This window comes from Marinobacter sp. JSM 1782161 (assembly GCF_011421605.1).
GTDB lineage: Bacteria > Pseudomonadota > Gammaproteobacteria > Pseudomonadales > Oleiphilaceae > Marinobacter_A > Marinobacter_A bohaiensis.
In genome coordinates this window covers 73,891-98,967 of sequence record NZ_WSSA01000004.1, presented here as the reverse complement: position 1 = coordinate 98,967, position 25,077 = coordinate 73,891, and the positions used below count along the sequence as shown (strand labels likewise).

The window sequence follows — 25,077 nt, the reverse complement described above, 5'->3', positions numbered from 1 at the left end:
ATCTCCTCGTTACCGAAGGAGCCTGAACGGCAGAACAACAGCAGCAGACTCCGGAACAATACCTGTCTGGGAAGGTTTACGCGGGCCGGGAAAGAGTCCGACCCGCCTCCGAGCTGCCTCTTACTCTATAGCCTCATGGGCATGACGACATACAGGCAACTCGCGTCATTTTGGGCCTCAATCAACGCACTGCTGTTGGGATTCGACAGGGTGATTTTCACCTGGTCATCGTCCAGCGCGTTGAGCACGTCCACCAGGTAGCCGACGTTGAAGCCGATCTGCAGACTCTCGCCCTCGTAATCCACAGGCAACGCATCTTCCGCCTGCTCCTGGTCCGGGTTGTTGGCGAAAATCTGCAGTCGCCCGGATTCCAGACTCAGACGAACACCGCGAATGTTCTCGTGGGACAGGATCCCGGCCCGCTGCAGCGTGTTCTTCAGCGTCGCGCGATCGGCCAGCATCGTCTTGTCACCACCACGCGGAATAACCCGGTTGTAGTCCGGGAATTTGCCTTCGATCAGTTTGGACGTAAACGTGTAAGCGCCCACGGTGGCACGCAGGTGGTTGTCACCAAACACGAGGGTAACCGGTGTCTGTACGTCGTCCAGCAGGCGGCCCAGTTCGAGCACGCCCTTACGCGGTACGATCACCTGACGGGGTTCATTGATGCCGGTAGCCATCGCCAGGTGGGACATGGCCAGACGGTGTCCATCGGTCGCCACGGCACGCAGGTGCTCACCGTCCACTTCGAGCAACAGGCCGTTCAGGTAGTAACGCACGTCCTGCTGCGCCATGGCGAACGCGGTCGCATCAAGCATCGTGCCCAGATCCGACTGGGCGACTTCCAGGCGGAAGCTCTCGGCATCGTCTTCCACATTGGGGAAATGCTCCGCCGGCAACGTGGACAGGGTGAAATGACTGGCTCCGCAGCGCAGGTGCAGACGATCGCCTTCCAGACTCAGCTCAATGGGCGATTCGTCCCCGAGTGCCCGGCAGATGTCGGACAGCTTGCGCGCCGGCACGGTAATCCGGCCCGGCTGGTCCACATGCACCGGCTGGATCCGGCCCACCAGCTCCACTTCCATATTGGTCCCGGTAAGCGTCAGGGTGTTGTCTTCAGCCACCAGCAATACGTTCGACAGTACTGGCATGGTCTGTTTGCGTTCCACTACCCCGGCAATCGACTGCAGTGGTGTCAGGAGGGATTCTCGGCTGATCGTCAGTTTCATGGCACTCGGATTCTGTTTATATGGATGTTAGTTGGTCAGCGTAATCGGGACGTCGCTGAACGGTATCAGGTCGTCAGCAGACGCATGAAATTCTGATAGTCTTCCCGGATATTCGCGTCCGTTTCCTGCAGTTCAACGATTTTCTTGCAGGCGTGGAGCACCGTGGTGTGGTCGCGGCCGCCAAAAGCATCGCCAATCTCCGGCAAACTGTGATTGGTCAGTTCCTTTGACAGCGACATCGCGACCTGACGAGGCCGGGTCACGGAGCGGGTCCGCCGCTTGGACAGCAGGTCCGCCACCTTGATCTTGTAGTACTCTGCCACGGTGCGCTGAATATTGTCGATGCTGACCTGCTTCTCGTGCAGCGCCAGCAGATCCTTGAGGCTCTCACGAATAAACGGCGGGGTGATTTCCTGCCCAGTGAAGTGAGCATTCGCTATCACCAACCGAAGCGCCCCCTCTAGCTCCCGTACGTTGGAGCGGATTTTCTGGGCAATAAAGAACGCGGCTTCACTGCTCAGGCGCACGTTGGCCTGCTCCGCCTTCTTCATCAGGATCGCCACCCGGGTTTCCAGCTCCGGCGGCTCCACCATTACCGTCAGTCCCCAGCCAAAGCGGGACTTGAGGCGCTCTTCCATGTCCGCAATCTCTTTGGGGAAGCGGTCGCAGGTGACGATGACCTGTTGGCCACCTTCGAGCAGGGCGTTGAAAGTGTGGAAAAACTCTTCCTGGGAGCGCTCTTTACGGGCAAAGAACTGGATATCATCGATCAGCAGGGCATCCACCGACCGATAATAGCGTTTGAATTCGTTGATGGCGTTGAGCTGCAGGGCCTTGACCATGTCCGCCACAAAGCGCTCCGAACGCAGGTACGCCACCTTGGCCCGCGGATTGCGCCGAACGATTTCGTTGCCCACCGCATGCATCAGGTGGGTTTTACCCAGGCCGACGCCGCCATACAGGAACAGCGGGTTATAGGCCCCCCCGGGATTTTCCGCCACCTGCATGGAAGCAGCCCGTGCCAGCTGGTTCGATTTACCCTCGACAAAGGTTTCGAAGGTGAAGCTTTCATTGAGAAAGCTCTGGTGCTTGATGTCCCCTTCAACCTGGACACTGCGGCGCTCGCCGGTATGGGCTGCCGGCTGCGCGGCCCGCGCCGGAGCGGGCGAAGTGGTTGCCGCCGGTGCTGCTGGCGCAGGGGCCGGACGTTCCACGACGGTGGCGGCCACCCCCCTTTCCTCCTCGCTGACCGCCTCTTCGCTTTCCACTGGACCGGGCGCCGGTGCTGCGGCGCGCTCCACCGGCTCAGCCTGGACAGGCGCGCTGCCGACGGTCATCTGAATGCGTGGCGCCTGGCCGCCGAGCAGATCCTTGAGGACCTCCTCAATACGACGCAGGTACTTTTCGTTCACCCAGTCCATCACGAAACGATTGGGTGCGAACAGCATGAGCTGATCGTCCCGGTGGTCGGACTGCAGGGGACGCAACCAGGTATTGAACTGTTGGGCGGGAAACTCATCCCGGAGTACATCAAGACACTGATGCCAGATAGATTGCGGCACGAAAGCCAGCCTCCAATGCGTAGCCAATCCCTGAATGAGGATGATTACGGAATAAATCAGCCTTCTTCTTATAAGTCACTGCCCATCGCCACAGCCGAGCATCAAACGGAAATCCCGGCACGACGGCTTCAGAGCACCCTATAACCGCGCGGGCCGGGTGTCAGTTTCAGCGGGTAACAACAGCAATAGACTCATGGAAAGCCTGAATAGCGGCTCATTCTACGCTCGCCAGCCCCCCAACAAAAGCCCCAAATTCCAAACCATAAACACCCTGTGTATAACTTTTGTATTATTTATCAAATAATTAACACGTTAAAAACAGGGTTGTGTACAGAAATTCAGTGACAGAAAGTTTTCCACAGACCTCTGTGATTTAGCGGTCAGCAACCCCCCTAACAACCTGAGCCCGAATCCATGAACAACTCGCCTGTTTGTCGGATGGTCATTTTTTCCCCATTTCCATGACCGCTTTTCCCCAGCCTCCAGGGCGCCTTACGCCCAACCTTCTCAATACTCCAGACTCATGTTTTCATTCAAATATTCTGATGTATCCACAGAAAAGCGGCTGCCTAACAGTAACAGTAACTGTCTTAGATTCATTTAAGAGAAAAAGAGACTTTTTATGACTGTTACCGAAAAACACCGGGGATTCGGATAATCGATCCGTGGCTTCTCCTTCCAATCGAAATCCGTCAGTCACCGCCGACATAACAAGCAACTGCGTAGAAACCGTGAATCCCCCAATAACGATTGAATTCCAGCCGCCGTTTGTCTAAAATCGCGCTCCTATTTTGGCTGATCATTTTTTGACAGGTTGCTCCGGCAAGAGGATATCTGCCGATCCAGCAGATGCCCGGAGGTCGACAGTCAAAAGACAGGATTACGTATTCCACACATCACGAACGTGAGATCGACATCATGAAAAGAACGTTTCAACCCAGCGTCCTGAAGCGTAAGCGTGTTCACGGCTTCCGTGCCCGCATGGCAACCGCCAACGGCCGCAAAGTGATTGCCCGTCGTCGTGCCAAGGGTCGCGCCCGCCTGTCTGCCTGATACAGACTGACAGGTCTCGATGCCGCCAAGAACGTTTACGAAGCAGGATCGCCTGCTCAAACCCCATGATTTCAGTGGGGTTTTCAATCAGGTGCAAGTGCGCGTTCCGCACCGGCATTTTCTGATCCTGGCTACCCCGAATAACCTCGGGCGCGCCAGGGTCGGCTTGATATTCTCGAAGAAGAATCTGAGGCTGGCTGTTCAACGCAATCGGGTGAAACGCCTGGTGCGGGAAACTTTTCGCCAGCATGACGATCTACCCGCGATGGACATTGTTGTCCTGGGCCGACCGGGGTTGGCGGAACTCGATAATCCGACAATCCATCGGATTCTAAATGAGCTGTGGCAGCGCTTGCGGCGCAAGGCCCGTAAAGCGGAGCCTGCCTCCGGCTGACTCAGGGGTACCGGATCTGATGATACGACAGCTCGTACTTCTGCCCGTCCGCTTTTACCGGTACGCCATCAGTCCCCTCATGGCCTCCCACTGCCGCCACTACCCCACCTGCTCAAGTTATGCACTGGAAGCGATTGAAAGGCATGGTATCCTGCGCGGCGGTTACCTGACGTTAAGACGGCTGCTACGCTGTCATCCCTGGTGTGCCGGCGGTTATGACCCCGTCCCACCAACGGCTGGGACGCCCGATTCTCAGGACGAGCACCCACAACACGGTTCATACCATTCAAAACAGCCGACACAGTAAACCTATGGATATTCAAAAAACGATCCTCTGGATAGGCCTTGCCATTGTCAGTTACATGATGGTGCTCGCCTGGAACGAAGATTATCACCAGACGCCGGAAACCCCGGTGGCCCAGAGCTCCCAGTCCCAGAATGGTGAGCAGGCCCCGGCACTGGACAGCCCATCCGCCACCGGCGATACCGGCAACGAGTTCGGCACGCCGGAGGATCAGGGGCAGACCCAGGTTGCCGGCAGTACCACGCAGGACGCCGACGCCAGCCAACAGATCGAGGTTCGTACCGACGTGCTGGATCTGGCCATTGACCTGCGCGGCGGTAATATCACGCGCGCTTCACTGCTGCAGTACAAGGAATCCCTGAACAAGCCCAACCCGTTGGAGCTTTTGCAGAACAATGACTTCCGAACCTATGTACTGGAAAGCGGCCTGATCGGTCGGGACGGCTTTGACGCCTCGCGCAACGGTCCGGTGCCCACCTACCAGGCCAAGGCGGATCGTTATACGCTGGACGAGGGCGCTGACACCCTGACGGTGGATCTCGCCTTCACCAGCGACAGCGGCGTCAAAGTCACCAAGCGTTACACCCTGCAGCGCGACAGCTACGAAATCGACGTCCGTTACCTGATCGACAACCAGTCAGGCGAGCCCTGGCAGGGCAACTTCGCCGGCAAGATCGTGCGCGACAACAGCCCCGATCCCACCGCCCAACAGAGCCTGGGTATCAAGGCGTTCCTGGGCATGGTGCTGAGCACCGACGAAGACCCGTACCAGAAATACGATTTCGACGACATCAAGGAGCAGCCCATCAACCGCACCGCCGAAGGTGGCTGGGTGGCGTTCCTGCAGCACTACTTCATCAGCGCCTGGATTCCGGACGCGGACACTCAGCACCAATACCAGACCACCCAGCGTAACAACCTGACGGTGATGGGCTTTGTCAGCGGTTCCACCCAGGTGGCGCCCGGTGAGCAGGCGGAAGTGGGCGCCCGCGCCTACGTCGGCCCGAAAATCATCGATCGCCTGGAAGGCGTGGCCCCGAACCTGGATCGTACGGTCGACTTCGGCTTCCTGTTCTTCATTGCGCACCCGCTGTTCATCGTGCTGAACTGGTTCCACAGCATCTTCGCCAACTGGGGCATCGCCATCATCCTGTTGACGGTGTCGGTCAAGGCGCTGTTCTTCAAGCTGTCCGCGACCAGCTACCGGTCCATGGCCCGCATGCGCGCGGTGGCACCGCAGCTTACCCGCCTGCGAGAAATGTACGGCGACGACCGTCAGCGGATGTCTCAGGAAATGATGGCCCTGTACAAACGGGAGAAGATCAACCCGCTGGGCGGCTGTTTGCCGATCCTGGTGCAGATGCCGGTGTTCATTTCCCTGTACTGGGTTCTGTTCGAGAGCGTCCAGCTCCGGCACGCGCCTTTCTTCCTGTGGATACACGATCTGTCGGTGATGGATCCCTACTTCGTGCTGCCGATCCTGATGGGCATCAGCATGTTCATCCAGATGAGCCTGAACCCGACACCGCCGGACCCCATGCAAGCGAAGGTGATGAAGCTGATGCCATTGGTCTTCACCATCTTCTTCCTGTGGTTCCCGGCCGGTCTGGTGCTCTACTGGCTGGTCAACAACGTGCTTTCGATCGCGCAGCAGTACTACATCACGCGCAAGATCGAATCCGAGGGAATGGCTGCCAGCAAGGCCTGATCCTCGCAACAACGGCACACACAGGGCTCCGCAAGGAGCCCTGTTTCGTTTAGCATGCCCCCAATCCCTGGAATCTGCCTTCTGGATCGCCCATGACCGCCACCGACACCATTGCCGCCATTGCCACCGCCCCCGGCCGGGCCGGCGTCGGCATCATCCGTCTGTCCGGGCCCGATGCCGGGACCATCGCCGAGCGGGTGCTGGGATTTATCCCCAGGCCGCGTTACGCGCACTATGGTCCATTCCTGGCGCGGGATGGCTCGGTGATCGACGAGGGGATCGGGCTGTTTTTCCCCAACCCGCATTCGTTCACCGGCGAGGACGTGTTCGAACTGCAGGGCCACGGCGGCACCGTGATCCTGGACCTGCTGCTGCGGGAAGTCTGTGAGCAGGGCGCGCGGCTGGCGCGGCCCGGTGAGTTTTCGGAGCGGGCGTTCCTCAACGACAAGATGGACCTGACCCAGGCCGAGGCCATCGCCGACCTGATCGAAAGCAGCTCCGAGCAGGCCGCCCGCTGCGCCATGCGCTCCCTGCAGGGGGCCTTTTCCCAGCGCATCGAATCGCTTGTGGATAACCTGACTCACCTGCGCATTTATGTGGAAGCGGCGATTGATTTTCCCGAGGAGGAAATCGATTTCCTGGCGGACGGCAAGGTGGCCGGTGATCTGCAGCAACTGATGGACGAGCTGGAAGGCATTCTCGGCGAAGCCCAGCAGGGGACGATCCTGCGCGACGGCATGCGGGTGGTGATCGCCGGTCGGCCCAATGCGGGAAAGTCGAGCCTGCTCAATGCCCTGGCCGGGCGCGAGGCGGCCATCGTCACGGCAATCGAGGGCACCACCCGGGACGTGCTGCGCGAACATATCCACATCGACGGGATGCCGTTGCACGTGATCGACACCGCCGGCCTGCGCGACAGCCCGGACGAGGTGGAGCGGATCGGCATTGCGCGAGCCTGGGAGGAAATCGAGCAGGCCGACCGCATCCTGTTGATGGTCGACGCCACCACCACCGACGCGGTGGACCCGGAAGCCATCTGGCCGGACTTTATCCACAGGTTGCCCGAGAACGCGCCGCTGACCGTGATCCGCAACAAGGTCGACCTGTCCCATGAAAATGTTGGCTATGAAGACAATCCGTTGGCGCCGGTGATCCGTATCGCCGCCAAGGCCGGTGATGGCATCGAGGTGCTGCGCGATCACCTGAAGGATTGCATGGGCTACGCCACCACCACCGAAGGCGGGTTCCTGGCGCGGCGGCGCCATCTGGTGGCCCTGGAAAAGGCTCGCGATGCCATGATCCAGGGTCAGGCCCAACTGGAAGGGTTCGGTGCCGGCGAGCTGCTGGCCGAAGACCTGCGTCAGGCCCAGGACGCCCTGGGGGAAATCACCGGCGCCATGACGCCGGACGATCTGCTGGGCAAGATTTTCGGCAGTTTCTGTATTGGCAAGTGACGTTGTCGATCCGGGGGGCAGTGCGACGCGCGGAACACCCCTACCAATGCCTCACTAACGCCGCCGTTGCTATACCGCACGTGATAGCCAGTAACGGCTTTTTCGAAAGCAGCATAACCACGGCTGTCGCCAGCAATGCCCAGCGGGTACCGATGTCCCCGGTTTCTGCCATGGGGGCGATCAGGGCAACCAGCACTGAGCCGGACATGGCGTTGATGAACTGTTTGGCCCGATTGTTGATGGGGGCGATAGACATTGCGTAGACGCCGCCCCAGCGCGTGGCCACCGTGACCCCCACCATCAGTAGTACGATAATGAGAATGCCGCTGCCTGAGGTTTCAATGCCCATCGTTTTGTGACCTCTTGAGTATCCCCGCGAACCCACCCGCCAGCGTGCCTGCGACGACATGACTGTTTTCAGGCAAATAGTGGTAAGCCAGTAAGGATGTAGTGGCCGCAACGGTCCAGATGAATAGCGTGCGAGGGCTCTTTTCACCGCCAACTACCATCGTAAGCAGGAAGCACCCCACCACCATATCCAAACCGAGGCTTTTGGGATCGCTGAGGATATTGCCAAAGTAAATACCGATCCAGGTACCCATTACCCAGAAGAGCCAGATGGCCAAGCCACCGCCCAGCAAGAGTCCCAACCCAGGCTGGCCCCGACCAAAGGCCTGCATGGACATCGCCCAGTTGGCATCGGAAGCGACCAGCATTATGCCGTAGCGTTTTGGCCAGGGTAGGTGACGCAGCCAGGGATAGAGTGTGGCCCCCATCAAGAGGTGGCGGGCATTGATCGCAAAGGCCGTCAATAACATGGTAAATAACGGAATCTGTGTTCCCCACTGGTCGAGCAGCGCGAACAACGCGTAGCCGGAGAAAACCAACGCACTCAAAGCGAGTGTGAGCATGCCATCCAGCCCGGTCTGCCGGGCCGCCAGTCCGAAGGCCGCCCCGAACAGGGTGACGAAGATCGAAATCGGAATAAGTTGTTTAAAGCCTGACCACACCAGCCACCTGTCGAGCTGATGGAGCTCCTTGTCGGTCGTTACCATGCTCCCCCCTGCCACTGTATTCACTTGAGAGCACTATAGGTTTGGCGATTAAATTTAAGAAGCGCATAATTTGACAGGTTGGTATTCGGTTTTCTAATAGTGGGGGTCCGCTTGGCGTATCAAAATTTGCAGGTTGACTGGCTCAAGTGCTTTGTTGCTGTCGTGGATGCTGGATCGCTCTCGTCGGCGGCACCGGAAGTCCATCGCTCCCAGTCGGCTGTTAGCATGCAACTGAAAAAGCTGGAAGCCGCCTTGGGGTGCCGGCTGTTGCTGCGGGGGCCCCGCCAACACCAACTAACCCCTGAGGGGCAAAAGCTGTTGGGCTACGCTCGCCGAATGCTCGATCTCCACGCTGAGACTCAGGCGGCTTTTCATGGCGATGAATTGACTGGTCGCATCCGGTTAGGTGTTCCTGATGACTATGCCGCCAAGTACTTTACTCCGGTACTGAAACGATTTGCGCCATACCATGGCTCGGTGGAAATCGAGTTGGTATGTGAGCAGTCGACATTGTTGATACCCCGCGTTGAGCGAGGCGAATTGGACATGGCGCTGGTTTCGCGGGAGCATCCGCGTCATGGAGCGGTGTTGTTTCATGAGCCGTTGGTGTGGGTGGGATCGCCGCAGTTCGAGGTATGGCGACGCGACCCGTTGCCTATCGCGGTATATGAAAGCTCCAGTCTCGCGAAACGCTGTGCCATTAAAACGCTTGCACTGCAGGGGCGTCGCTATCGGGTGGTGTACGAAAGCTCCAGCGTGGCGGGTCAGGTCGCAGCCGTTGAGAGCGGGCTCGCCGTTGCGGTGTTGACCCAGTGCAGTACGCCAGACCATCTGGAGATCCTGGGGAGCGATCATGGCCTTGGTCCGCTGGAGCCAATGGAAGTCTCTGTCTACCGGAGCTGGGAATCACTGGGGTCTCCAGCCGTGAATAGCCTTTATGACCTCTTGGTACGGACACTCCGCCTGTCAGGCGGGTCCTAGACGGATTAGCGGGTATTGTGTCGTCGATGCCATCCGAACCATGAGCATTCCGACGTTCTCATGTCTGGAACGAGGTCCTGCACCAGCCGAGCGCGGCCTGAACCAGAAGTGGGCGGGCAGGCGGCTATCTGGCTGCTGGCATCGAACTTGAGCAGTGAAAAAAGTTAATAACCAGAAGGTCTTAACGTTCCCGCTTTATTGTGGCTCGGTCTATGCACAGGGGAAAACGCCTGTTCCAACCGTGAACCGACGTACCTCTGGAGACACAACGCATGAGCAAGTTCCTGGTTGTTTGCTCACTCTTCTGCGCCTGGCTGCTGCCCGCTACGGTGGTCCATGCCGACGATGACAAACTCTACTTCTACACCGAGAATTTCCCGCCCTATAACATGAGCGCGTCCGGTCGGGCGTTCGAGCACAAGCGAGACCATATAGACGGCTTGTGTACCGAAATGGTCAAGGCCATCATGGCCGAGACCGACCTGGAATACCGCATGAAGCTGCGGACCTGGGATTACGGTTACCACCGCGTCCTGGACAAAACCAACCACGGTCTCTTCTGCACCACCCTGACCGACGACCGTAAGCCGCTGTTCAAGTGGGTGGGCCCGCTGACCCACAATCTGTGGACTCTGTTTGCCCGGGACGACAGCACGCTCCAGGTCAACAAGCTCAGCGATGTCAAAGGGCTGACAATCGGCGGCTACCGCAATGACGTCAAGGCGGTCTACCTGGAGAAGCATGGCTACAAGGTGTCGGAACTGGACAGCGACGAACTCAACCCCAAACGCCTGTCGCTGGGACAGATCGATGTCTGGCTGGCCGATCGGCTGGGTGGCCCCTACTTTGCCTCGCAGCAGGATGTGGAAAACATCAAACCGATCTTTTCCTTCAACAAGACCGACCTCTATCTCGCCATGAACCCGGAAACCCCGGACGCGATTGTGGATAAACTTCAGGCCGGCCTGGAAGCTATCCACAGCAATGGCCTGTACGAAGCGATCGAAGACAAATACGGCTTGTAACCGGGACGGCGGTTACCAGTTGGTGGGCCGCCGGGTCATGCGGGATACTCGCGATTTCACGTTTTTTTGCATCCAGATTCAGTGGTTTAACAGAAATTGATTTACAAAAACGAACAGGGAAGCTGACGCATTGCGCCCCGGCCTTGGGGTAGACTTTTTCCGTTTTTTATCATCCGGATCATTGGGCTCGCCATTGGACCCCCGGCCAGCTCGGGGAACAGACCGGTTCGCAGTGGTGGCCACCCGTGGTTTCGGGTGTCATTCCATGCGACGGAGAAGTACCCAAAATGCGAAAACTGCTAGCCCTGTGCCTGCTCTCTGCGTCCCTGCTGTCCCCGATGGGAGTCCAGGCTGCGGACAAGCTCTATTTCTACACCGAGAATTTCCCCCCGTATAACATGAGCGCTTCCGGCCGCGCGTTCGAGCACAAGGGGGAGGACATCGACGGTCTGTGCACCGAGATGGTCAAGGCCATCATGTCCCACACCGACCTCGAATACGTGATGAAGCTGCGCAACTGGGACTACGGCTACAACCGGGTCCTGGACAAGCCCAACCACGGTATATTCTGCACCACCTACACCGAGGATCGCGCTCCGAAATTCAAGTGGGTGGGGCCACTGACCCATAACCTGTGGACGGTATTCGCACCTCCGGGCAGCGACATCGAGATGGACGAACTGGAAGATGCCAAGGGCAAGACCATCGGCGGCTATCGCGGTGACGTCATGACCCAGTACCTGCTCAAGCGCGGCTACACCGTATCCCAGCTCGACAGCGACGACCTTAACCCCAAGCGTCTGGCACTGGAGCAGATCGACCTGTGGATCGCCGACCGTCTGGCCGGCCCGTACTTCGCTTCCCAGCAGGACGTTGAGGGCCTGGTACCCGTCTATTCCTTCAACAAGACCGAACTCTACCTGGCCATGAACCCGGCCACGTCCGACGAGATTGTGGATGAATTGAAGGAAGCGCTGCGTCAGGTCCACGAATCCGGTATGTATGAAGCGATCGAGGACAAGTACGGCCTTTAATTCCTACCGTTTTTCCAGAAAAGCACCTGCGGGTTTTTGCCCCCAGGTGCTTTTTTGTATGCAATTTCCTGTTCTTGGATGGTGCATTGCTGTCGGGGGCTGCCCGCTCAGACTCCCTTAAAGACCGACTGGCGTTAATTCTGGGCTCGTTACGGAGTCCATTATTTGTGTTCAAGTTATTGTTTTATAGATATTTTTTCTTTTTGATTTAATAGTGGCACATGCACTGCATGCAATCCTTGAAAATATTATTCATGGAGCATGCAAAATGAAGCGTCGCGAATTCGTTAAAGGGGTTTCGGCCCTGTCGCTGGGTGCCAGTGTTCTGCCTTTGATGAAAGCCATTCCCGCCCAGGCTGCGGGGCAGGACACGGCCGTCGTTGTGTTCGGTGGCACGATCAACAGTCTGGATATCCACAGGAGCGGGACCAATCGCGACAGCTACCAAGTTGCGATCAACTGTTACGACCGGCTGGTAACCTTTGGTACCAAGACACTGGAGGACGGCTCCCTGTCCTACGATTACAGCGACGTACAGCCGGAGCTGGCCGAATCCTGGCATCTCAGCGATGACGGCACCGTGATGACCTTCGAGTTGCGTAAGGACGCCACCTTCTGGGACGGCAAACCGGTCACGGCGCACGACGTGAAATGGTCCTTCGACCGGGCAGTGTCCCTCGGCGGCTTCCCAACGGTGCAAATGAAAGCTGGACGCTTTACCAGCCCCGAGCAGTTCGAGGCGGTGGACGACAAAACGTTTCGCATCACCCTGCCGTTTGCGTCGAAACTGTCGCTGCCGGATCTGGCAACACCGATTCCGATCGTCATCAACGCTACCGTCGCCCGGGCTCACGCCACCGACCAGGACCCCTGGGCGACGGAGTACCTGCATCGCAACCCGGCCGGTTCCGGGGCGTTCCAGATCAGTCGTTGGGATCCCGGACAGCAGTTGGTTTATACCCGCAACGAAGACTGGGCCAGCGGACCGCAGCCCGGCTTCAGCCGTGTGATTGTGCGTGAAATCCCGGCCCAGTCGACCCGTCGCGCCCTGATCGAGCGGGGCAACGTCTCGGTTTCCCAGAACATTCCCAACAAGGACGCCAGGGAGCTGGCGAGCAAGCCGGGCGTGAAGGTGGTCAGTACCCCCATCGAGAACTGCATCTATTCCCTGTGCACCAACCTGAACTTCGAGCCTTTCCAGGACAAGCGGGTGCGTCAGGCCATTGCCTGGGCCATTCCCTATCAGTCCATTTTTGAGCAGGCAGCCTACCAACAGGGCGTTCCCATGTGGGGAGGCTCCTCCTCTGTGGATAACATTGCCTGGCCCCAGCGTTCGCCGTACGACTACAACCTGGAGAAGGCGCGGGAACTGCTGGGCCAGACCGATTACAAGGACGGTTTTGAGGTGCCCCTGTCGTTCAGCCTGTCCCAGGCGGACTGGGCTGAGCCGGCTGCGCTGCTGGTCCAGCAGGGACTGGGCAAGATTGGAATCAAGGCCACCCTGGAAAAGATTCCCGGCGCCAACTGGCGCACCATTGCCCTTGTGGAAAAGAAACTGCCCCTGCACATGGAGAACTTCGGCGGCTGGCTCAACACGCCGGACTATTACTTCTTCTGGGCTTATATCAAGGGCAACCTGTTCAACTCCTACAACTACGACAACCCGGAAATGGCCCGTCTGGTCGAGCAGACCCTGGACATGCCCATGGACGATCCGCGCTACGCACCCAACGTTACCCGCATGATTGAGCTGGCGTTTGACGACATTCCGCGGATCCCCCTCTGGCAGCCGACGCTCAACGTGGCCTTGAATGCCGATGTGCAGGGCTACGAATACTGGTTCCATCGCCAGATGGATGTACGACCGCTGAAACCCGCCTGATTCCGTAAGGAGCCAATCATGTCCCTGGCATTGAAGAGCCGCCGGGTGGGGATGCGTCTGCTGCAGGCGATTCCCACGGTGTTCGGCATCCTGGTGGTCTGTTTCCTGCTGACTCGGGCGCTGCCGGGAGATCCGGCGGCGTACTTCGCCGGACAGATGGCGGACCAGGAGTCGATCGAGGCCGTACGCAAGAACCTTGGCCTGGACCAGCCACTGCCGGTCCAGTTCGTTGACTACGTCGGGGACCTGGCGCAGGGGGATCTGGGCACGGCCATCTCCACCGGCCAGACGGTGTCCGCCGAGCTGGCGACGCGACTGCCCGCGTCCCTGGAGCTGACCCTCGGAGCATTGTTGCTGGCCTTTCTGATTGCCGTTCCACTGGGTGTGATGGCGGCCACGCGCCCCAACACCTGGATCGATCACCTGTGCCGTTTCCTGGTGACTGCCGGGGTGTCGCTGCCCATTTTCTTCACCGGTCTGGCGCTGATGTACGTCTTCTATTACCTGCTGGGCTGGGCGCCGGCGCCCATGGGGCGGCTCGACATCTTCTATCTGCCGCCGGAGTCGGTCACTGGTTTCTATACCATCGACGCGCTGATTGCCGGTGACTGGGAGGTGTTCCGCGCTGCCCTGGCGCAGATGGCCCTGCCGTTGGTGACCCTGGCGCTGTTCGTGCTCGCTCCGATTGCGCGGATGACCCGGGCGGCGATGCTGCAGACCCTGGGCAGTGACTATGTTCGTACCGCTCGGGCCGCGGGACTGAGCGGCCGCCGTGTGCTGATCACCTACGCCTTCCGCAACGCATTGCTGCCGGTGGTGACGACGCTGGGCATGGTGTTCTCGTTTCTGCTGGGGGCCAACGTGCTTGTGGAAAAAGTTTTCGCCTGGCCGGGGATCGGCTCCTTCGCCGTGGAAGCGCTGGTGGTCTCGGACTACGCCGCGGTGCAGGGCTTTGTCCTGTGCATGGCGCTGTTGTTCGTTGGTCTGAACCTGCTGATCGACGTCGTCTACACCCTGATTGATCCCCGTGTGGGCGAGGAGGCCTGATTCATGACCGCTGCAACGCCCGCCAAGCCGCCGGTGTCCGATCAACGGGCCCGTTCGGGCTATTGGGCGCACCTCAAGCACGTGATGGCCGACAACCCGATGACCGGCCTCGCGTTCGGATTGTTCGCCCTGTTCGTGCTGATGGCCATTCTCGGGCCGGTGCTGGTGCCCTTCGATCCGCTGGCCACAGGCGTGGGGCCGGCGCTTCAGGCGCCCAGCGCCAGTCACTGGTTCGGCACCGACCACCTGGGCCGCGATGTGTTTTCCCGGGTTGTCGTGGCCACCCGGCTGGACCTGCTGATTTCCGTATCGGCGGTGGCGATATCGTTCCTGATTGGATCCGTGACGGGGGCTTTCGCCGGCTACTTCGGAGGATGGACCGACCGCATCACCGGACGCCTGGTGGACACGATCATGGCGTTCCCGCTGTTCGTGCTGGCGATGGGGATTGTGGCTGCGGCCGGTAATACGGTGGAAAACATCGTCTACGCCACCGCCATCATCAACCTGCCGTTCTACGCCCGGATGGCCCGGGCCGAAGTGAGTATCCGCCGCAATGCCGGTTTCGTACAGGCGGCTCAGCTGTCGGGAAACTCGGAGCTGCGGGTGCTGTTCGGGCATGTGTTTCCCAACACCCTGCCGCCGATGATGGTGCAGATTTCCCTGAACATGGGCTGGGCCATCCTCAACGCCGCCGGCCTGTCGTTCATCGGGCTGGGCGTCCAGCCACCGACGCCGGAGTGGGGGATCATGGTCGCCGAGGGCGCCAACTTCATCATTTCCGGTGAATGGTGGCTGGCCCTGTTCCCGGGACTCGCGCTGATGCTGGCGGTGTTCACTTTCAACCTGATCGGGGACGGCCTGCGGGATCTGGTCGATCCCCTGCGCCGGACCTGAGGAGCCTGCGATGACGGAGACACAGCAAACGGTACCACTGCTGGACGTCCAGCGCCTGAGTGTGGACTTTTCCACACGTAACGGCATCGTGCGAGCTATCGATAACGTGTCGCTGGACCTCGCCAAGGGCCGGACGTTGGGCATTGTCGGCGAGTCCGGGTCGGGCAAGTCGGTGACGTCCTATGCCGTGATGCGGATTCTCGACCGCGCCGGGCGCATCGCCAACGGCCGCATCGTCTACGGCGGGATGGAGTTGCACAAGGCCCGGGAAAAAGACATGCGCGACCTGCGCGGGCGCGAGATTTCGATGATCTTCCAGAACCCGCGGGCCGCATTGAACCCTATCCGCAAGGTCGGCCAGCAAGTCGCCGACGTACTGATCCAGCACAGTCAGGCCACCCGTGGGGACGCTGTGCATAAGGCTGTGGATATTTTGCGGTCGGTAAAAATCCGCGATCCGGAAAAGCGTTTCCACGCCTATCCGTTCGAGTTGTCCGGCGGCATGTGCCAGCGGGTGGTCATTGCCATGGCCCTGGCGTGCCGGCCGCAATTGTTGATTGCCGACGAGCCGACGACAGGCCTGGACGTGACCACCCAGAAGGCGGTGATGGATTTGATTGTCGAGCTGACCCGCGAGTACGGCATGGCCACCATCCTGATTACCCATGACCTCGGGTTGGCGGCGGCCTACTGCGATCGCCTCGTGGTCATGGAGAAGGGGCGGGTTGTGGAAAAAAACGCGGCCGCCGAACTTTTCCACAACCCGCAACAGCCCTACACACGTCAGTTGCTGCAAGCCACCCCGCACCGGGATTCCCAGGTACGGGATCTGTTGCCGCCCGCCTTGCGGGCCCAGGCCCAGTCGTTGCCGACTGAGGTCCGGGTTGGGGACCCGCTGCTCGAGATCCGTCACCTGAAAAAGCAGTTCGGCAAGCCGGGTGCCGCGGGCGGCCATCTGGCGGTTAACGACCTGTCCCTGACCATTCACGAAGGCGAAAGCCTGGGTTTGGTGGGCGAAAGCGGCTGTGGAAAATCCACCACCTCGGCGATGATCATGCGATTGCTGGATGCAACCTCCGGAGAAATCCGCTTTGCCGGTGAGGATATCGGTGAGATCTCCAGCGCCCGGTTCGCCGCGCATCCGTTACGCGGCAAGCTGCAGATGGTGTTCCAGGACCCCACCGACAGCCTCAATCCCCGCTGGTCCGCGGCCCGCTCCATCAGCGATCCGTTGCGTCGGCTCGGGCGAGGCTTAACCCGCGTCGATCGCGATCGGCGGGTGGAGGAACTGGCGGATCTGGTCGGCTTGCCGCGTCATCTTCTGGACCGTTTTCCTCACCAGCTGTCCGGTGGACAGAAAGCGCGGGTCGGTATCGCCCGGGCCATTGCCCTGGAGCCGCGCCTGTTGATCCTCGACGAACCGACCGCCGCGCTCGACGTCTCCGTCCAGGCGGTGGTACTCAACCTGCTGGAGGATCTCAAGCACCGGCTGGGTATGAGCTACCTGTTCATCAGTCACGACCTCAACGTGGTGCGCCTGCTGTGTGACCGGATTCTGGTGATGCAGAACGGCGCCATCGTCGAGCAGGGCGAGTCGCAGCAATTGCTGGACAACCCGGCCTCGGACTACACCCGCCAGTTGCTGGCGGCCATTCCTCATCCGCCCGAAAGTCGCAGGGAAGTAACCGACGTATGACTTCAGAACCCACCGTGCGCAAGGGAACCGTGGTGGACGCGATCGTCCAGACTTTGGCCGATGACATTGTCAGCGGCCGCCTGGTTCCCGGCACCAAGCTGGATGCTCAGGGCATGGCCGGGCGCTTTGGCGTCTCGCGGACGCCCATCCGGGAGACCTTCGGTCACCTGGCGGCGATGGGCCTGGTGACCCACCGTCCCAATCGTGGGGTGGTGGTGGCAACCCTGTCCCCCGAAGCGCTGACCGACCTGTACGAAGCCATGGCAGAGCTGGAGGCGGCCCTGGCGCGGCTGGCAACGCTGCGTATGAACCGGGAGCAGCGCGAACGCCTGCAACAGATCCATCGGGATTCGGTACACCTGGTGCGCGATGGCTGTACCGATGCCTACGCCCGCTTCAACCAGACGTTCCACGACCTGATCTTCGAGGCGGCGCAGAGCCCGCAGCTGCAGGACCTGGCGATCGCCACCCGCACCCGGCTGGCGCCATTCCGCCGGGCCCAGTTCCGGCTGCACAACCGCATGAGCCGTTCCTGGGAAGAGCATGAGGCCATCGTCCAGGCCGTCGTCGCGGGCGACGCGGATGGCGTGGCGCGGCTGATGCGCCTGCATGTCCAGACGGTCAGCGCCATGACGGCTGAGTTTGTTGCCGAGCACCGGCCGCCGGGACAGGCGTCCTCGGCGAGTGGGGCGTGACGCGATGACTTATCCACAGACCGCGATATCCACAGGGGGTGTGATCTGCACGCCCGATGCACGGGCCAGTGAATCGGGGTTGGCCATCCTTGACGCCGGTGGCAGTGCCATTGATGCGGCTCTGGCCGCCAGCGCCACGCTCTGTGCCGTTTATCCACACATGACCGGGTTGGGCGGCGACGCCATGTGGCTGCTCAGTGACGGGCACCGGGTGGACGCCATCCTGGGTCTCGGTCAGGCCGGCCAGCGCCTGCCGGATGGCGGCGGGATCAGCGAACGGGGGCCGGCGTCGGCCGCCACGACCGCCGGCGCCCTGCGCAGCTGGTCGATGGCCCACGACTGGAGCCGCCATCGCTGGCACTCGCGAATGACCTGGCCGGATCTGCTGGAATCCGCCATTGGGCTGGCGGAACAGGGCTGTGGCGTGTCCGCCAGCCAGGTGTTCTGGCAGCAGCAGCGTGCCGAGCTGATTGCCGACCTGCCTGACCTGCACAAGCTCTGCTACAACCGCGCAGGACATCTGCTCCACGAAGGCGACCGCCTGCGCCAGCCGCAATTGGCCGCGACCTTGCGTCGCCTGGCTGCGGCCGGTGTGGACGACTTCTACGACGGCGACATCGGTGACGCCCTGGCCGAGGGGTTTGCGGCCCTGGGCAACGGCCTGAACCGGACCGACTTGAGACGAACAGTGGCCCAGTGGGTCGAGCCGCTGCGTATCCGCTACCGGCAGGGCTCACTGTTTAATATACCGCCGCCCAGCCAAGGCCTGTACACTTTGCGCGCGCTGCACGCGCTGGATCGCATCGACCTGGCCGGCCTGCCCAACCTGGGAGCCGATTACTATCACTACCTGGTCGAAGCCATCAAGCAACAGCTGGTGAATCGCAACCGCGAGCTGTGCGATCCGCGGTGGTCCGGGCTGGATGGCCCGTCTCAGTTATCCACAGCGCAGGCGGATGCCGACGTTGCTCGCATTGACCCCGGGCGCGCCGTCCACTGGCGGGAGCCCGCGCAACCGGCGGACACGGTCTGGTTGGCCGCCAGCGACCGCAACGGACGTACCGCCTGCCTGATCCAGAGCCTGTTTCACGATTTCGGGTCCGGCTGTTTGGTGGGCGACACCGGCGTACTGTGGCTGAACCGGGCGGCGGGCTTCCATCCTGACCCGAAGCATCCAAACTGCTGGGCGTCGGGGAAGCGGCCCGCGCACACGCTGAACCCGTCCTGCTACCTGGCAGACGATGGCGAACAGCTTTACTTCGGCACCCAGGGCGGCGACGGTCAGCCCCAGACACAGATGGTACTGGCGACGCAACTGATCGACCATCGCCAGTCTCTGGAAGCGGCCCTTCACGCGCCGCGGTTTCTGCAGGGCCGCAGTTTCTTTGGCAGCACCGAGAACCTGAAACTGGAAGAGCCGGCCGGCCATGATGTGGCCAGGTCGTTGAGAGCACGAGGCCACGACGTGGAATGGCTGCCCGAACTCAGCCCGTTCTCCGGCCAGGCCGGGGCGATCCGGGTACGTCCGAATGGCGTCCGGGAAGCGATGCATGATCCACGAGGCCAGGGAATCGGTCTGGGCCAATCCACTGAAACAATGGAAGAAAAAGCATGATGGAAATGATTCTGGCCTGTTCCGGCCTGGGTATCGTGGCTGGCATCCTGGCCGGCATGTTGGGCATCGGCGGGGGCGTGGTCATCGTTCCGGCGCTGGTGATGATCCTGGCCGGTCAGGGCTTTCCCGCCGATTACATCGTGATCTCGGCGGTTGCCACTTCCCTGTGTACGATTATCTTTACGTCCATCTCGGCGGCCCGGGCCCAGATCAAACGCCAGGCCGTGGACTGGTCGATCTTCCGGCGCTGGGCCCTGCTGGTGGTCGCAGGCAGCTTCCTGAGCGGTTTTATTGCCGGTCAGTTGCCGCCGGTGGTGCTGGAGGTGGGCATTGCCTGCTTCCTGTTGCTGGTGTCGATCATCATGCTCAGCAAGTGGACACCCAATCCGTCCCGCTCGATGCCGGGGCCGGCCGGCACCTCGGTGCTGGGGCTGTTCAGCGGAACGCTATCGGGTCTGGCAGGGATTGGTGGTGGCAATGTGATGGTGCCGCTGATGGTGTTCTTTAACGTGCCCATGCAGCGGGCCGTGGCCACCTCCAGCACCCTGGGGTTGCCCCTGGCGCTGGTCGGGACCATCGGCTATGTGATCTCCGGCTGGAACACGACCATCACGGACGGGTCGCTGGGCTACGTTTACCTGCCTGCCGCGGCGCTGATCGCCGGCTTTACCGTGATCACCGCGCCGCTCGGCGTGGCGTTGAGTCACCGCATTCCCGCGCCGACCCTCAAACGCTGTTTCGGTGCGCTGCTGTTCCTGGTCGCGACGCGGATGCTGATCAACGCGCTCTGACCCATCGGTTAACGGACCCGGTCGGCCGACGGGTTTATTCCGTCAACTTATCCACACGCGCCGGGCTGCCGATGTAGAGGCTGGTGGTCCGCTGCGTGCGCGGGCCGCCGCTGCGGCTGATGCTGTGGACAGACACCACTGGCTCGCCCTGCGGTGGGGCGTAACGGCTGCCGTTTCCGGCGGCATCGCCGTTGCGCTCGCGGGAGAATTCGGTCCGTTCCCAGTCGGCACCCAGGCACTGCTGCACGAACTGATCGGTCTTCTGCCAGCGTTGCTCGGCGACCTCGGCGTTGGGGGCGTTGAGGTTGCAGGCATAGGCGGCGTCCGTCTGGTCCCAGGCCCAGATTTCACAATGGCCGCTGACCAGTTGTTCCTTGGCCCGGTACACGGTAAGCAGGTTGTAGCTCGAGGCCTTGCCGCGGTAGCTGGCAAAGCCGTCGGGATAGTCGGCGACCACAGCCTGCAGGCTGGCGCAGGGATCGTCGCTACCCAGGGAGACGGATTGCCAGCCGCTGCAACCGGCCAGCAGCGTACAGGACAACAGGCCGATCAGGCCGCAATGCGTGTGGATCATGGGCGACTTCCGTGTTGAACGTCTTGGTTGAGGACTTCGGCCACAGCCACGGCGTAATCCCGTGCAGCCGACTCCAGCGAACCCGGATTGACCGTGTTGGAGTAGAGCTCCCAGACCGATTGCCCGGAAGCGGTGTCGAACAGGGTGGTCTTGAGCACGTAGGTTCGCGTCTGTTCATAGTAACCCGGCGCCACAGTGGTATCCATGTAGGTCTGGGCGTGGGCGCCGAACCCCACGCTGATCGGACGCTGGATCACCTGCATGGGCACGTAGTTCTGCTCGCCTTCCTCACGCACCAGGGTCGTGATGAGGACACCGTCGGCACCGGCTCGCGCGGCCAGGTCGTTGACCGTCCGGGTCAGCTGTTCGGGATCGTCCCAGGTCAGGTCATCGTCCGCCAGGCGCGCTACCTCAAAACCCCGATCGATCAGCTTGGCGGCCAGGGTGCGTTCAATGATGCGGCGGTATTCCTGATTGGCGGTGACCGCCAGGGTGATGATCGAATCGTAGGAGCCGGAGGGCTCGCCACGGAGCTGACTGCTCTCGGTCACGGTTGTGGACGACGTGGGTTGCGGGCCGGAGCAGGCGCTGAGCCAGAGAACGCTGGCGAGCAGGCCAAGCAGGGGCCAGCTGTGGATAAGTCGGGTCATGGCGTGTCCTTGCGCTGAGGAAGAGAATCCAGATCCGAACGTCCGCCGCGGCGACGTTATCCACAGGCGGTCATGGCTCGGGCTCGGCTTGTCGGATCCGGACGCTGGTCTGCCTACTGTTTAGATGCAAAAGCGCCAGTCGACAAGCCGCGACACCACGATGGCCCTCGGAATGTGGATTGCGACACATCGCCTGGCCGGCTTTCGGGGCCTGGGCAAAAGCGGCCCAGTCCTTATCCGACCCGGGTCAGTGGGTCCTGCGATAAGGGCGTCAGTGCCTCGGTATTGGCACGGCTGCCCAGGAAGTCGGGGCGTGATTTGTTGCCGCAGAAGGGCGCTTCAAGGCGGTTTTCCACACTGTTGTAGACGAAAAACAGATTACTGCGCGGCCAGGGGGACATGTTGGCGTTCGAGCCATGCAGCGTGTTGCACTCGAAAATGATCAGCGAGCCGGCGGGACCGGTGGGCGCCTGGATGCCATGGCGGTCGATCATGTCGTTCAGGTCACCCTGGCTGGGCACGCCCAGTTCCTGCTTTTTCAGGGAGGATTGGTAGTTGTCCTCCGGGGTGCGGCCGACGCAGGGGATAAACTGCCTGTGGGAACCGGGGACCAGCATCAGCGGGCCGTTGAACGGGGTGTTATCCGTCAGGGCGATGGAAAAGCTGACGGCGCGCATGCGCGGCATGCCGTCCTCGGCGTGCCAGGTTTCGAAGTCCGAGTGCCAGTCGAAGCCCTTGCCGTGGAACCCGGGCTTGTAGTTGATGCGGGACTGGTGGATGTAAGCGTCGCTGCCCAGCAATTGATGCACCATGTCGAGGATGCGTGGATCGCGGGTCAGGCGGTCGAAGCGGTCGGACAGCTCATGGATGCTGAATATCGAGCGGATTTCCTGCTTGCCGGGTTCGGTGATGGTGCCCTCGGACCGCAGGATCGCCTCGTCGTCCTCATACCGGCGCAGGTCCTCGCGGAATCTCCGGACAGTGGTTTCGTCGAGGAAGCGGTCGAACACCAGGAACCCGTCGCGCTCGTACCGGGCCAGTTCGGTTTCGCTCAGGGGGCCGTCCTGGCGGGCGCTGCCCTGGCTGTGGATAACCGGATCGAGCCGGTCGAAGCGTGCTTGTGGACGTTCCAGGCGGGTGGGATAAAAGTCGTCAGATCGAATGTCCATGATCGAACCTCCTACTTTTTTGCGAGCACGAAAGCTCAACGCGTGTTAGCGAATAACGTCGTGAGTCACCTCGTTGGCGAATGAATGCGTGAGTGAGGTTAGGGCGTTGGGGATAAGTTTCAACCCCCGGATTTCAAAACGAAAAATCCCGGCGCGGGCCGGGATCTGTGGATAACACAATGGAGTCGGGTTGACGAGCAGCCTGTGGATAACCGCCCGCCCGGCTCAGTGTGTAAAGGTCATGTCGTCCGCATTCAGCTGCATCAGGTTGCGGGTGGGGGTCAGCATGCTGGTGGCGTGGGCCTGGGCGCGGGGCAGCAGGCGGTCGTAGTAGAACTCCGCGGTGGCCAGCTTGGCGCGGTAAAAATCCTCGGACTCTTCGCCGCCTTTCTCCAGGCGTTCATGGGCCACCACCGCCATGCGCGCCCACATGTAGGCCATGGTCACGTAGCCGCTGAACATCAGGAAGTCGTGGGCGGCGGCGCTGATCACGTCCCGGTCCTTGCGCGCGGCCAGCATCAGGCGAACCGTCAGCAGGTTCCACTGGGCGGCCAGCTTGAGCAGCTCCCAGGCGTAGGGACGCAGGGCCTTGTTGGTCACGTGTTTGCGCGCGAAGTTGGAGACCCGCAGGGTGAACTCGCGCACCGCGCCGCCCTGGGTCATCAGCATCACCTTGCGGCCCAGCAGGTCCAGCGCCTGGATGCCGGTGGTGCCCTCGTACAGGGTGGCGATGCGGGTGTCGCGCACGATCTGTTCCATACCGTGCTCGCTGATGTAACCGTGGCCACCGAACACCTGCATCCCCAGGTTGGCCGCCTCGTAACCCATCTCGGTCAGGAAGCCCTTGAGGATCGGGGTCAGGAAGCCGAGCTTGTCGTCGTAGGTCTCGACCTTCTTGTCATCGCCGTCCAGGTGACCTTCGACCATGTGGTCCGCCAGGCGCGCGGAGTAATAGAGCATGGCCCGGCCGCCCTCGGCGATGGCCTTCTGGGTGAGCAGCATGCGCCGCACGTCGGCGTGGTGGATCAGGCTGTCGGCCACCTGGTCCGGCTCCTTCTTGCCGGACAGGGCGCGCATGGAGCGCCGGTCCCTGGCGTAGTCGAGCGCCCACTGGTACGACAGCTCCGCCGGCCCCACGCCCTGGATGGCGGTGCCGATGCGGGCCGTGTTCATGAAGGTGAACATGCAGTTCAGGCCTTCGTTCTCCGGGCCGATCAGGTAGCCGGTGGCGTCGTCGAAATTCATCACGCAGGTGGCGGAGGCCTTGATGCCCATCTTCTTTTCCAGGCTGCCGCAGCTGACGCCGTTGCGTTCGCCCACGCCACCCTCGGCATCCGGCAGGAACTTGGGCACGATGAACAGGGAGATGCCCCTGGTGCCCCTGGGGGCGTCCGGCAGGCGCGCCAGCACCACGTGGACGATGTTCTCGGTCAGGTCGTGGTCGCCGGACGAAATAAAGATCTTGGTACCGGTGATCCGGTAGCTGCCGTCGGCCTGAGGTTCAGCCTTGGTCTTGACCTGGCCCAGGTCGGTGCCGCACTGAGGTTCGGTCAGGCACATGGTGCCGGCCCAGCGACCCTCGGTCAGGGGTACCAGGTAGGTTTGCTTCTGCTGATCGTCGCCGTGCAGCTGGATGGTGTTCATGGCGCCCAGGGACAGCCCCGGGTACATGCTGAACGACCAGTTGGCGGTGCCCATCATTTCCTGTTTGAGCAGACCCATGGAGGCGGGCAGGCCCTGGCCGCCCAGCTCTTCCGGCGCCGACAAACCCTGCCAGCCGCCCATCACGTACTGCTGGTAGGCCTCCTTGTAGCCGGACGGCGTGGTCACTTCGCCGTTTTCCAGCTTGCAGCCCTCGGCGTCGCCGGACTGGTACAGGGGGCTCAGGACTTCCTCACAGAACTTCGCACACTCGGTGAGAATGGCGTCGACGATGTCCGGCGTCGCCTGCTCGCCGGCTTTGAGCGAGGCGTAGTGTTTTGGATAGTCGAACACTTCATTCAACAGGAATTTGATATCGCGCACAGGCGCCTTGTAGGTCGGCATAGTCTCACCTTCCGGTTCTGAATAGCGGAATAAACGCTGCGTTGATCCATCGGACCAGGCGGTTGTGCTCGTTGTACGACAATCGCTGTGGGCTGCCATTGACGAAAACCGCCCGGGCCCCTGTCGGTTGAGTCAATTGGCCGAAATGACGGTGGCGTTTCGACTGGTCCGTCGGCGGTTCGGGGGCGTAATCGAAAAGCAATCATTGGCGATCAG

Annotated in this window: 23 protein-coding genes; 15 read left to right on the top strand and 8 right to left on the bottom strand. The window is 61.1% G+C overall.

What is annotated here, in order from left to right; all coding sequences use genetic code 11:
* Positions 1-125: 125 nt before the first annotated feature.
* The gene (dnaN, locus tag GQB00_RS16840) at positions 126-1,229 is read right to left on the bottom strand and encodes a DNA polymerase III subunit beta (protein ID WP_165857180.1); all 1,104 of its coding nucleotides are present in this window, start codon (positions 1,227-1,229) and stop codon (positions 126-128) included.
* 65 nt (positions 1,230-1,294) lie between these two features.
* Positions 1,295-2,791 (bottom strand): chromosomal replication initiator protein DnaA, encoded by a 1,497-nt coding sequence (gene dnaA, locus GQB00_RS16835; protein WP_165857179.1) that lies wholly within the window; start codon positions 2,789-2,791, stop codon positions 1,295-1,297.
* 918 nt (positions 2,792-3,709) lie between these two features.
* On the opposite strand from dnaA, the gene rpmH reads away from it, so the two are divergent.
* The 5 genes from rpmH (at position 3,710) to mnmE (ending at position 7,704) form a co-directional block, all read left to right on the top strand.
* Positions 3,710-3,844, top strand: a complete 135-nt coding sequence (gene rpmH / locus GQB00_RS16830) for a 50S ribosomal protein L34 (RefSeq protein ID WP_004579611.1) — start codon at positions 3,710-3,712, stop codon at positions 3,842-3,844.
* Between the two features lie 19 nt (positions 3,845-3,863).
* The gene (gene rnpA / locus GQB00_RS16825) at positions 3,864-4,238 is read left to right on the top strand and encodes a ribonuclease P protein component (protein ID WP_111498412.1); all 375 of its coding nucleotides are present in this window, start codon (positions 3,864-3,866) and stop codon (positions 4,236-4,238) included.
* Positions 4,239-4,260: 22 nt separating this feature from the next.
* Entirely contained in the window at positions 4,261-4,545 is a 285-nt protein-coding gene (gene yidD / locus GQB00_RS16820; protein ID WP_111498477.1) for a membrane protein insertion efficiency factor YidD, read from the top strand.
* A 4-nt stretch (positions 4,546-4,549) separates the two neighbouring features.
* A complete protein-coding gene (yidC, locus tag GQB00_RS16815) occupies positions 4,550-6,250 on the top strand; it encodes a membrane protein insertase YidC (protein WP_111498411.1) in 1,701 nt (566 codons plus the stop codon).
* Between the two features lie 92 nt (positions 6,251-6,342).
* Entirely contained in the window at positions 6,343-7,704 is a 1,362-nt protein-coding gene (gene mnmE / locus GQB00_RS16810) for a tRNA uridine-5-carboxymethylaminomethyl(34) synthesis GTPase MnmE (protein WP_111498410.1), read from the top strand.
* 40 nt (positions 7,705-7,744) lie between these two features.
* Here mnmE and GQB00_RS16805 read toward each other — a convergent pair whose 3' ends face one another.
* Together GQB00_RS16805 and GQB00_RS16800 are read right to left on the bottom strand one after the other, a co-directional pair.
* Positions 7,745-8,053, bottom strand: a complete 309-nt coding sequence (locus GQB00_RS16805; protein ID WP_111498409.1) for an AzlD family protein — start codon at positions 8,051-8,053, stop codon at positions 7,745-7,747.
* Positions 8,043-8,759 (bottom strand): AzlC family ABC transporter permease, encoded by a 717-nt coding sequence (locus GQB00_RS16800; protein WP_111498408.1) that lies wholly within the window; start codon positions 8,757-8,759, stop codon positions 8,043-8,045. The genes GQB00_RS16805 and GQB00_RS16800 overlap by 11 nt, the downstream gene beginning before the upstream one ends.
* A 111-nt stretch (positions 8,760-8,870) precedes the next feature.
* On the opposite strand from GQB00_RS16800, the gene GQB00_RS16795 reads away from it, so the two are divergent.
* The 10 genes from GQB00_RS16795 to GQB00_RS16750 all read left to right on the top strand — a co-directional run bounded on the left by GQB00_RS16795 (position 8,871) and on the right by GQB00_RS16750 (position 20,422).
* The gene (locus GQB00_RS16795; RefSeq protein WP_111498476.1) at positions 8,871-9,740 is read left to right on the top strand and encodes a LysR family transcriptional regulator; all 870 of its coding nucleotides are present in this window, start codon (positions 8,871-8,873) and stop codon (positions 9,738-9,740) included.
* Between the two features lie 272 nt (positions 9,741-10,012).
* The gene (locus GQB00_RS16790) at positions 10,013-10,765 is read left to right on the top strand and encodes a substrate-binding periplasmic protein (protein WP_111498407.1); all 753 of its coding nucleotides are present in this window, start codon (positions 10,013-10,015) and stop codon (positions 10,763-10,765) included.
* Positions 10,766-11,052: 287 nt separating this feature from the next.
* Positions 11,053-11,799 (top strand): substrate-binding periplasmic protein, encoded by a 747-nt coding sequence (locus GQB00_RS16785; RefSeq protein ID WP_111498406.1) that lies wholly within the window; start codon positions 11,053-11,055, stop codon positions 11,797-11,799.
* A gap of 268 nt (positions 11,800-12,067) precedes the next feature.
* Positions 12,068-13,681, top strand: coding sequence for an ABC transporter substrate-binding protein (locus GQB00_RS16780; protein ID WP_165857178.1), 1,614 nt, complete (start codon positions 12,068-12,070; stop codon positions 13,679-13,681).
* 18 nt (positions 13,682-13,699) lie between these two features.
* Positions 13,700-14,728: an ABC transporter permease gene (locus GQB00_RS16775; protein WP_165857177.1), complete on the top strand. Its 1,029-nt coding sequence runs from the start codon at positions 13,700-13,702 to the stop codon at positions 14,726-14,728.
* Between the two features lie 3 nt (positions 14,729-14,731).
* Positions 14,732-15,625, top strand: a complete 894-nt coding sequence (locus GQB00_RS16770) for an ABC transporter permease (RefSeq protein WP_165857176.1) — start codon at positions 14,732-14,734, stop codon at positions 15,623-15,625.
* Between the two features lie 10 nt (positions 15,626-15,635).
* Positions 15,636-17,321: a dipeptide ABC transporter ATP-binding protein gene (locus GQB00_RS16765; RefSeq protein ID WP_165857175.1), complete on the top strand. Its 1,686-nt coding sequence runs from the start codon at positions 15,636-15,638 to the stop codon at positions 17,319-17,321.
* A complete protein-coding gene (locus GQB00_RS16760) occupies positions 17,318-18,016 on the top strand; it encodes a GntR family transcriptional regulator (protein WP_165857174.1) in 699 nt (232 codons plus the stop codon). Before GQB00_RS16765 ends, GQB00_RS16760 begins: the two co-directional genes overlap by 4 nt.
* Positions 18,017-18,020: 4 nt before the next feature.
* The gene (locus GQB00_RS16755; RefSeq protein WP_165857173.1) at positions 18,021-19,631 is read left to right on the top strand and encodes a gamma-glutamyltransferase family protein; all 1,611 of its coding nucleotides are present in this window, start codon (positions 18,021-18,023) and stop codon (positions 19,629-19,631) included.
* The gene (locus GQB00_RS16750; protein ID WP_165857172.1) at positions 19,628-20,422 is read left to right on the top strand and encodes a sulfite exporter TauE/SafE family protein; all 795 of its coding nucleotides are present in this window, start codon (positions 19,628-19,630) and stop codon (positions 20,420-20,422) included. The genes GQB00_RS16755 and GQB00_RS16750 overlap by 4 nt, the downstream gene beginning before the upstream one ends.
* A 34-nt stretch (positions 20,423-20,456) precedes the next feature.
* Here the strand turns inward: GQB00_RS16750 and GQB00_RS16745 are convergent, their stop codons facing one another.
* The 4 genes from GQB00_RS16745 to GQB00_RS16730 all read right to left on the bottom strand — a co-directional run bounded on the left by GQB00_RS16745 (position 20,457) and on the right by GQB00_RS16730 (position 24,861).
* Positions 20,457-20,996 carry a hypothetical protein gene (locus tag GQB00_RS16745; RefSeq protein WP_111498398.1) on the bottom strand — a complete coding sequence of 180 codons (540 nt, stop codon included), beginning with the start codon at positions 20,994-20,996 and terminating at the stop codon, positions 20,457-20,459.
* Positions 20,993-21,646, bottom strand: coding sequence for a hypothetical protein (locus GQB00_RS16740; RefSeq protein WP_165857171.1), 654 nt, complete (start codon positions 21,644-21,646; stop codon positions 20,993-20,995). The genes GQB00_RS16745 and GQB00_RS16740 overlap by 4 nt, the downstream gene beginning before the upstream one ends.
* A gap of 233 nt (positions 21,647-21,879) precedes the next feature.
* Positions 21,880-22,815 (bottom strand): ectoine hydroxylase, encoded by a 936-nt coding sequence (gene thpD / locus GQB00_RS16735; protein WP_165857170.1) that lies wholly within the window; start codon positions 22,813-22,815, stop codon positions 21,880-21,882.
* Between the two features lie 225 nt (positions 22,816-23,040).
* The gene (locus tag GQB00_RS16730; protein ID WP_165857169.1) at positions 23,041-24,861 is read right to left on the bottom strand and encodes an acyl-CoA dehydrogenase C-terminal domain-containing protein; all 1,821 of its coding nucleotides are present in this window, start codon (positions 24,859-24,861) and stop codon (positions 23,041-23,043) included.
* Positions 24,862-25,077 lie beyond the last annotated feature (216 nt).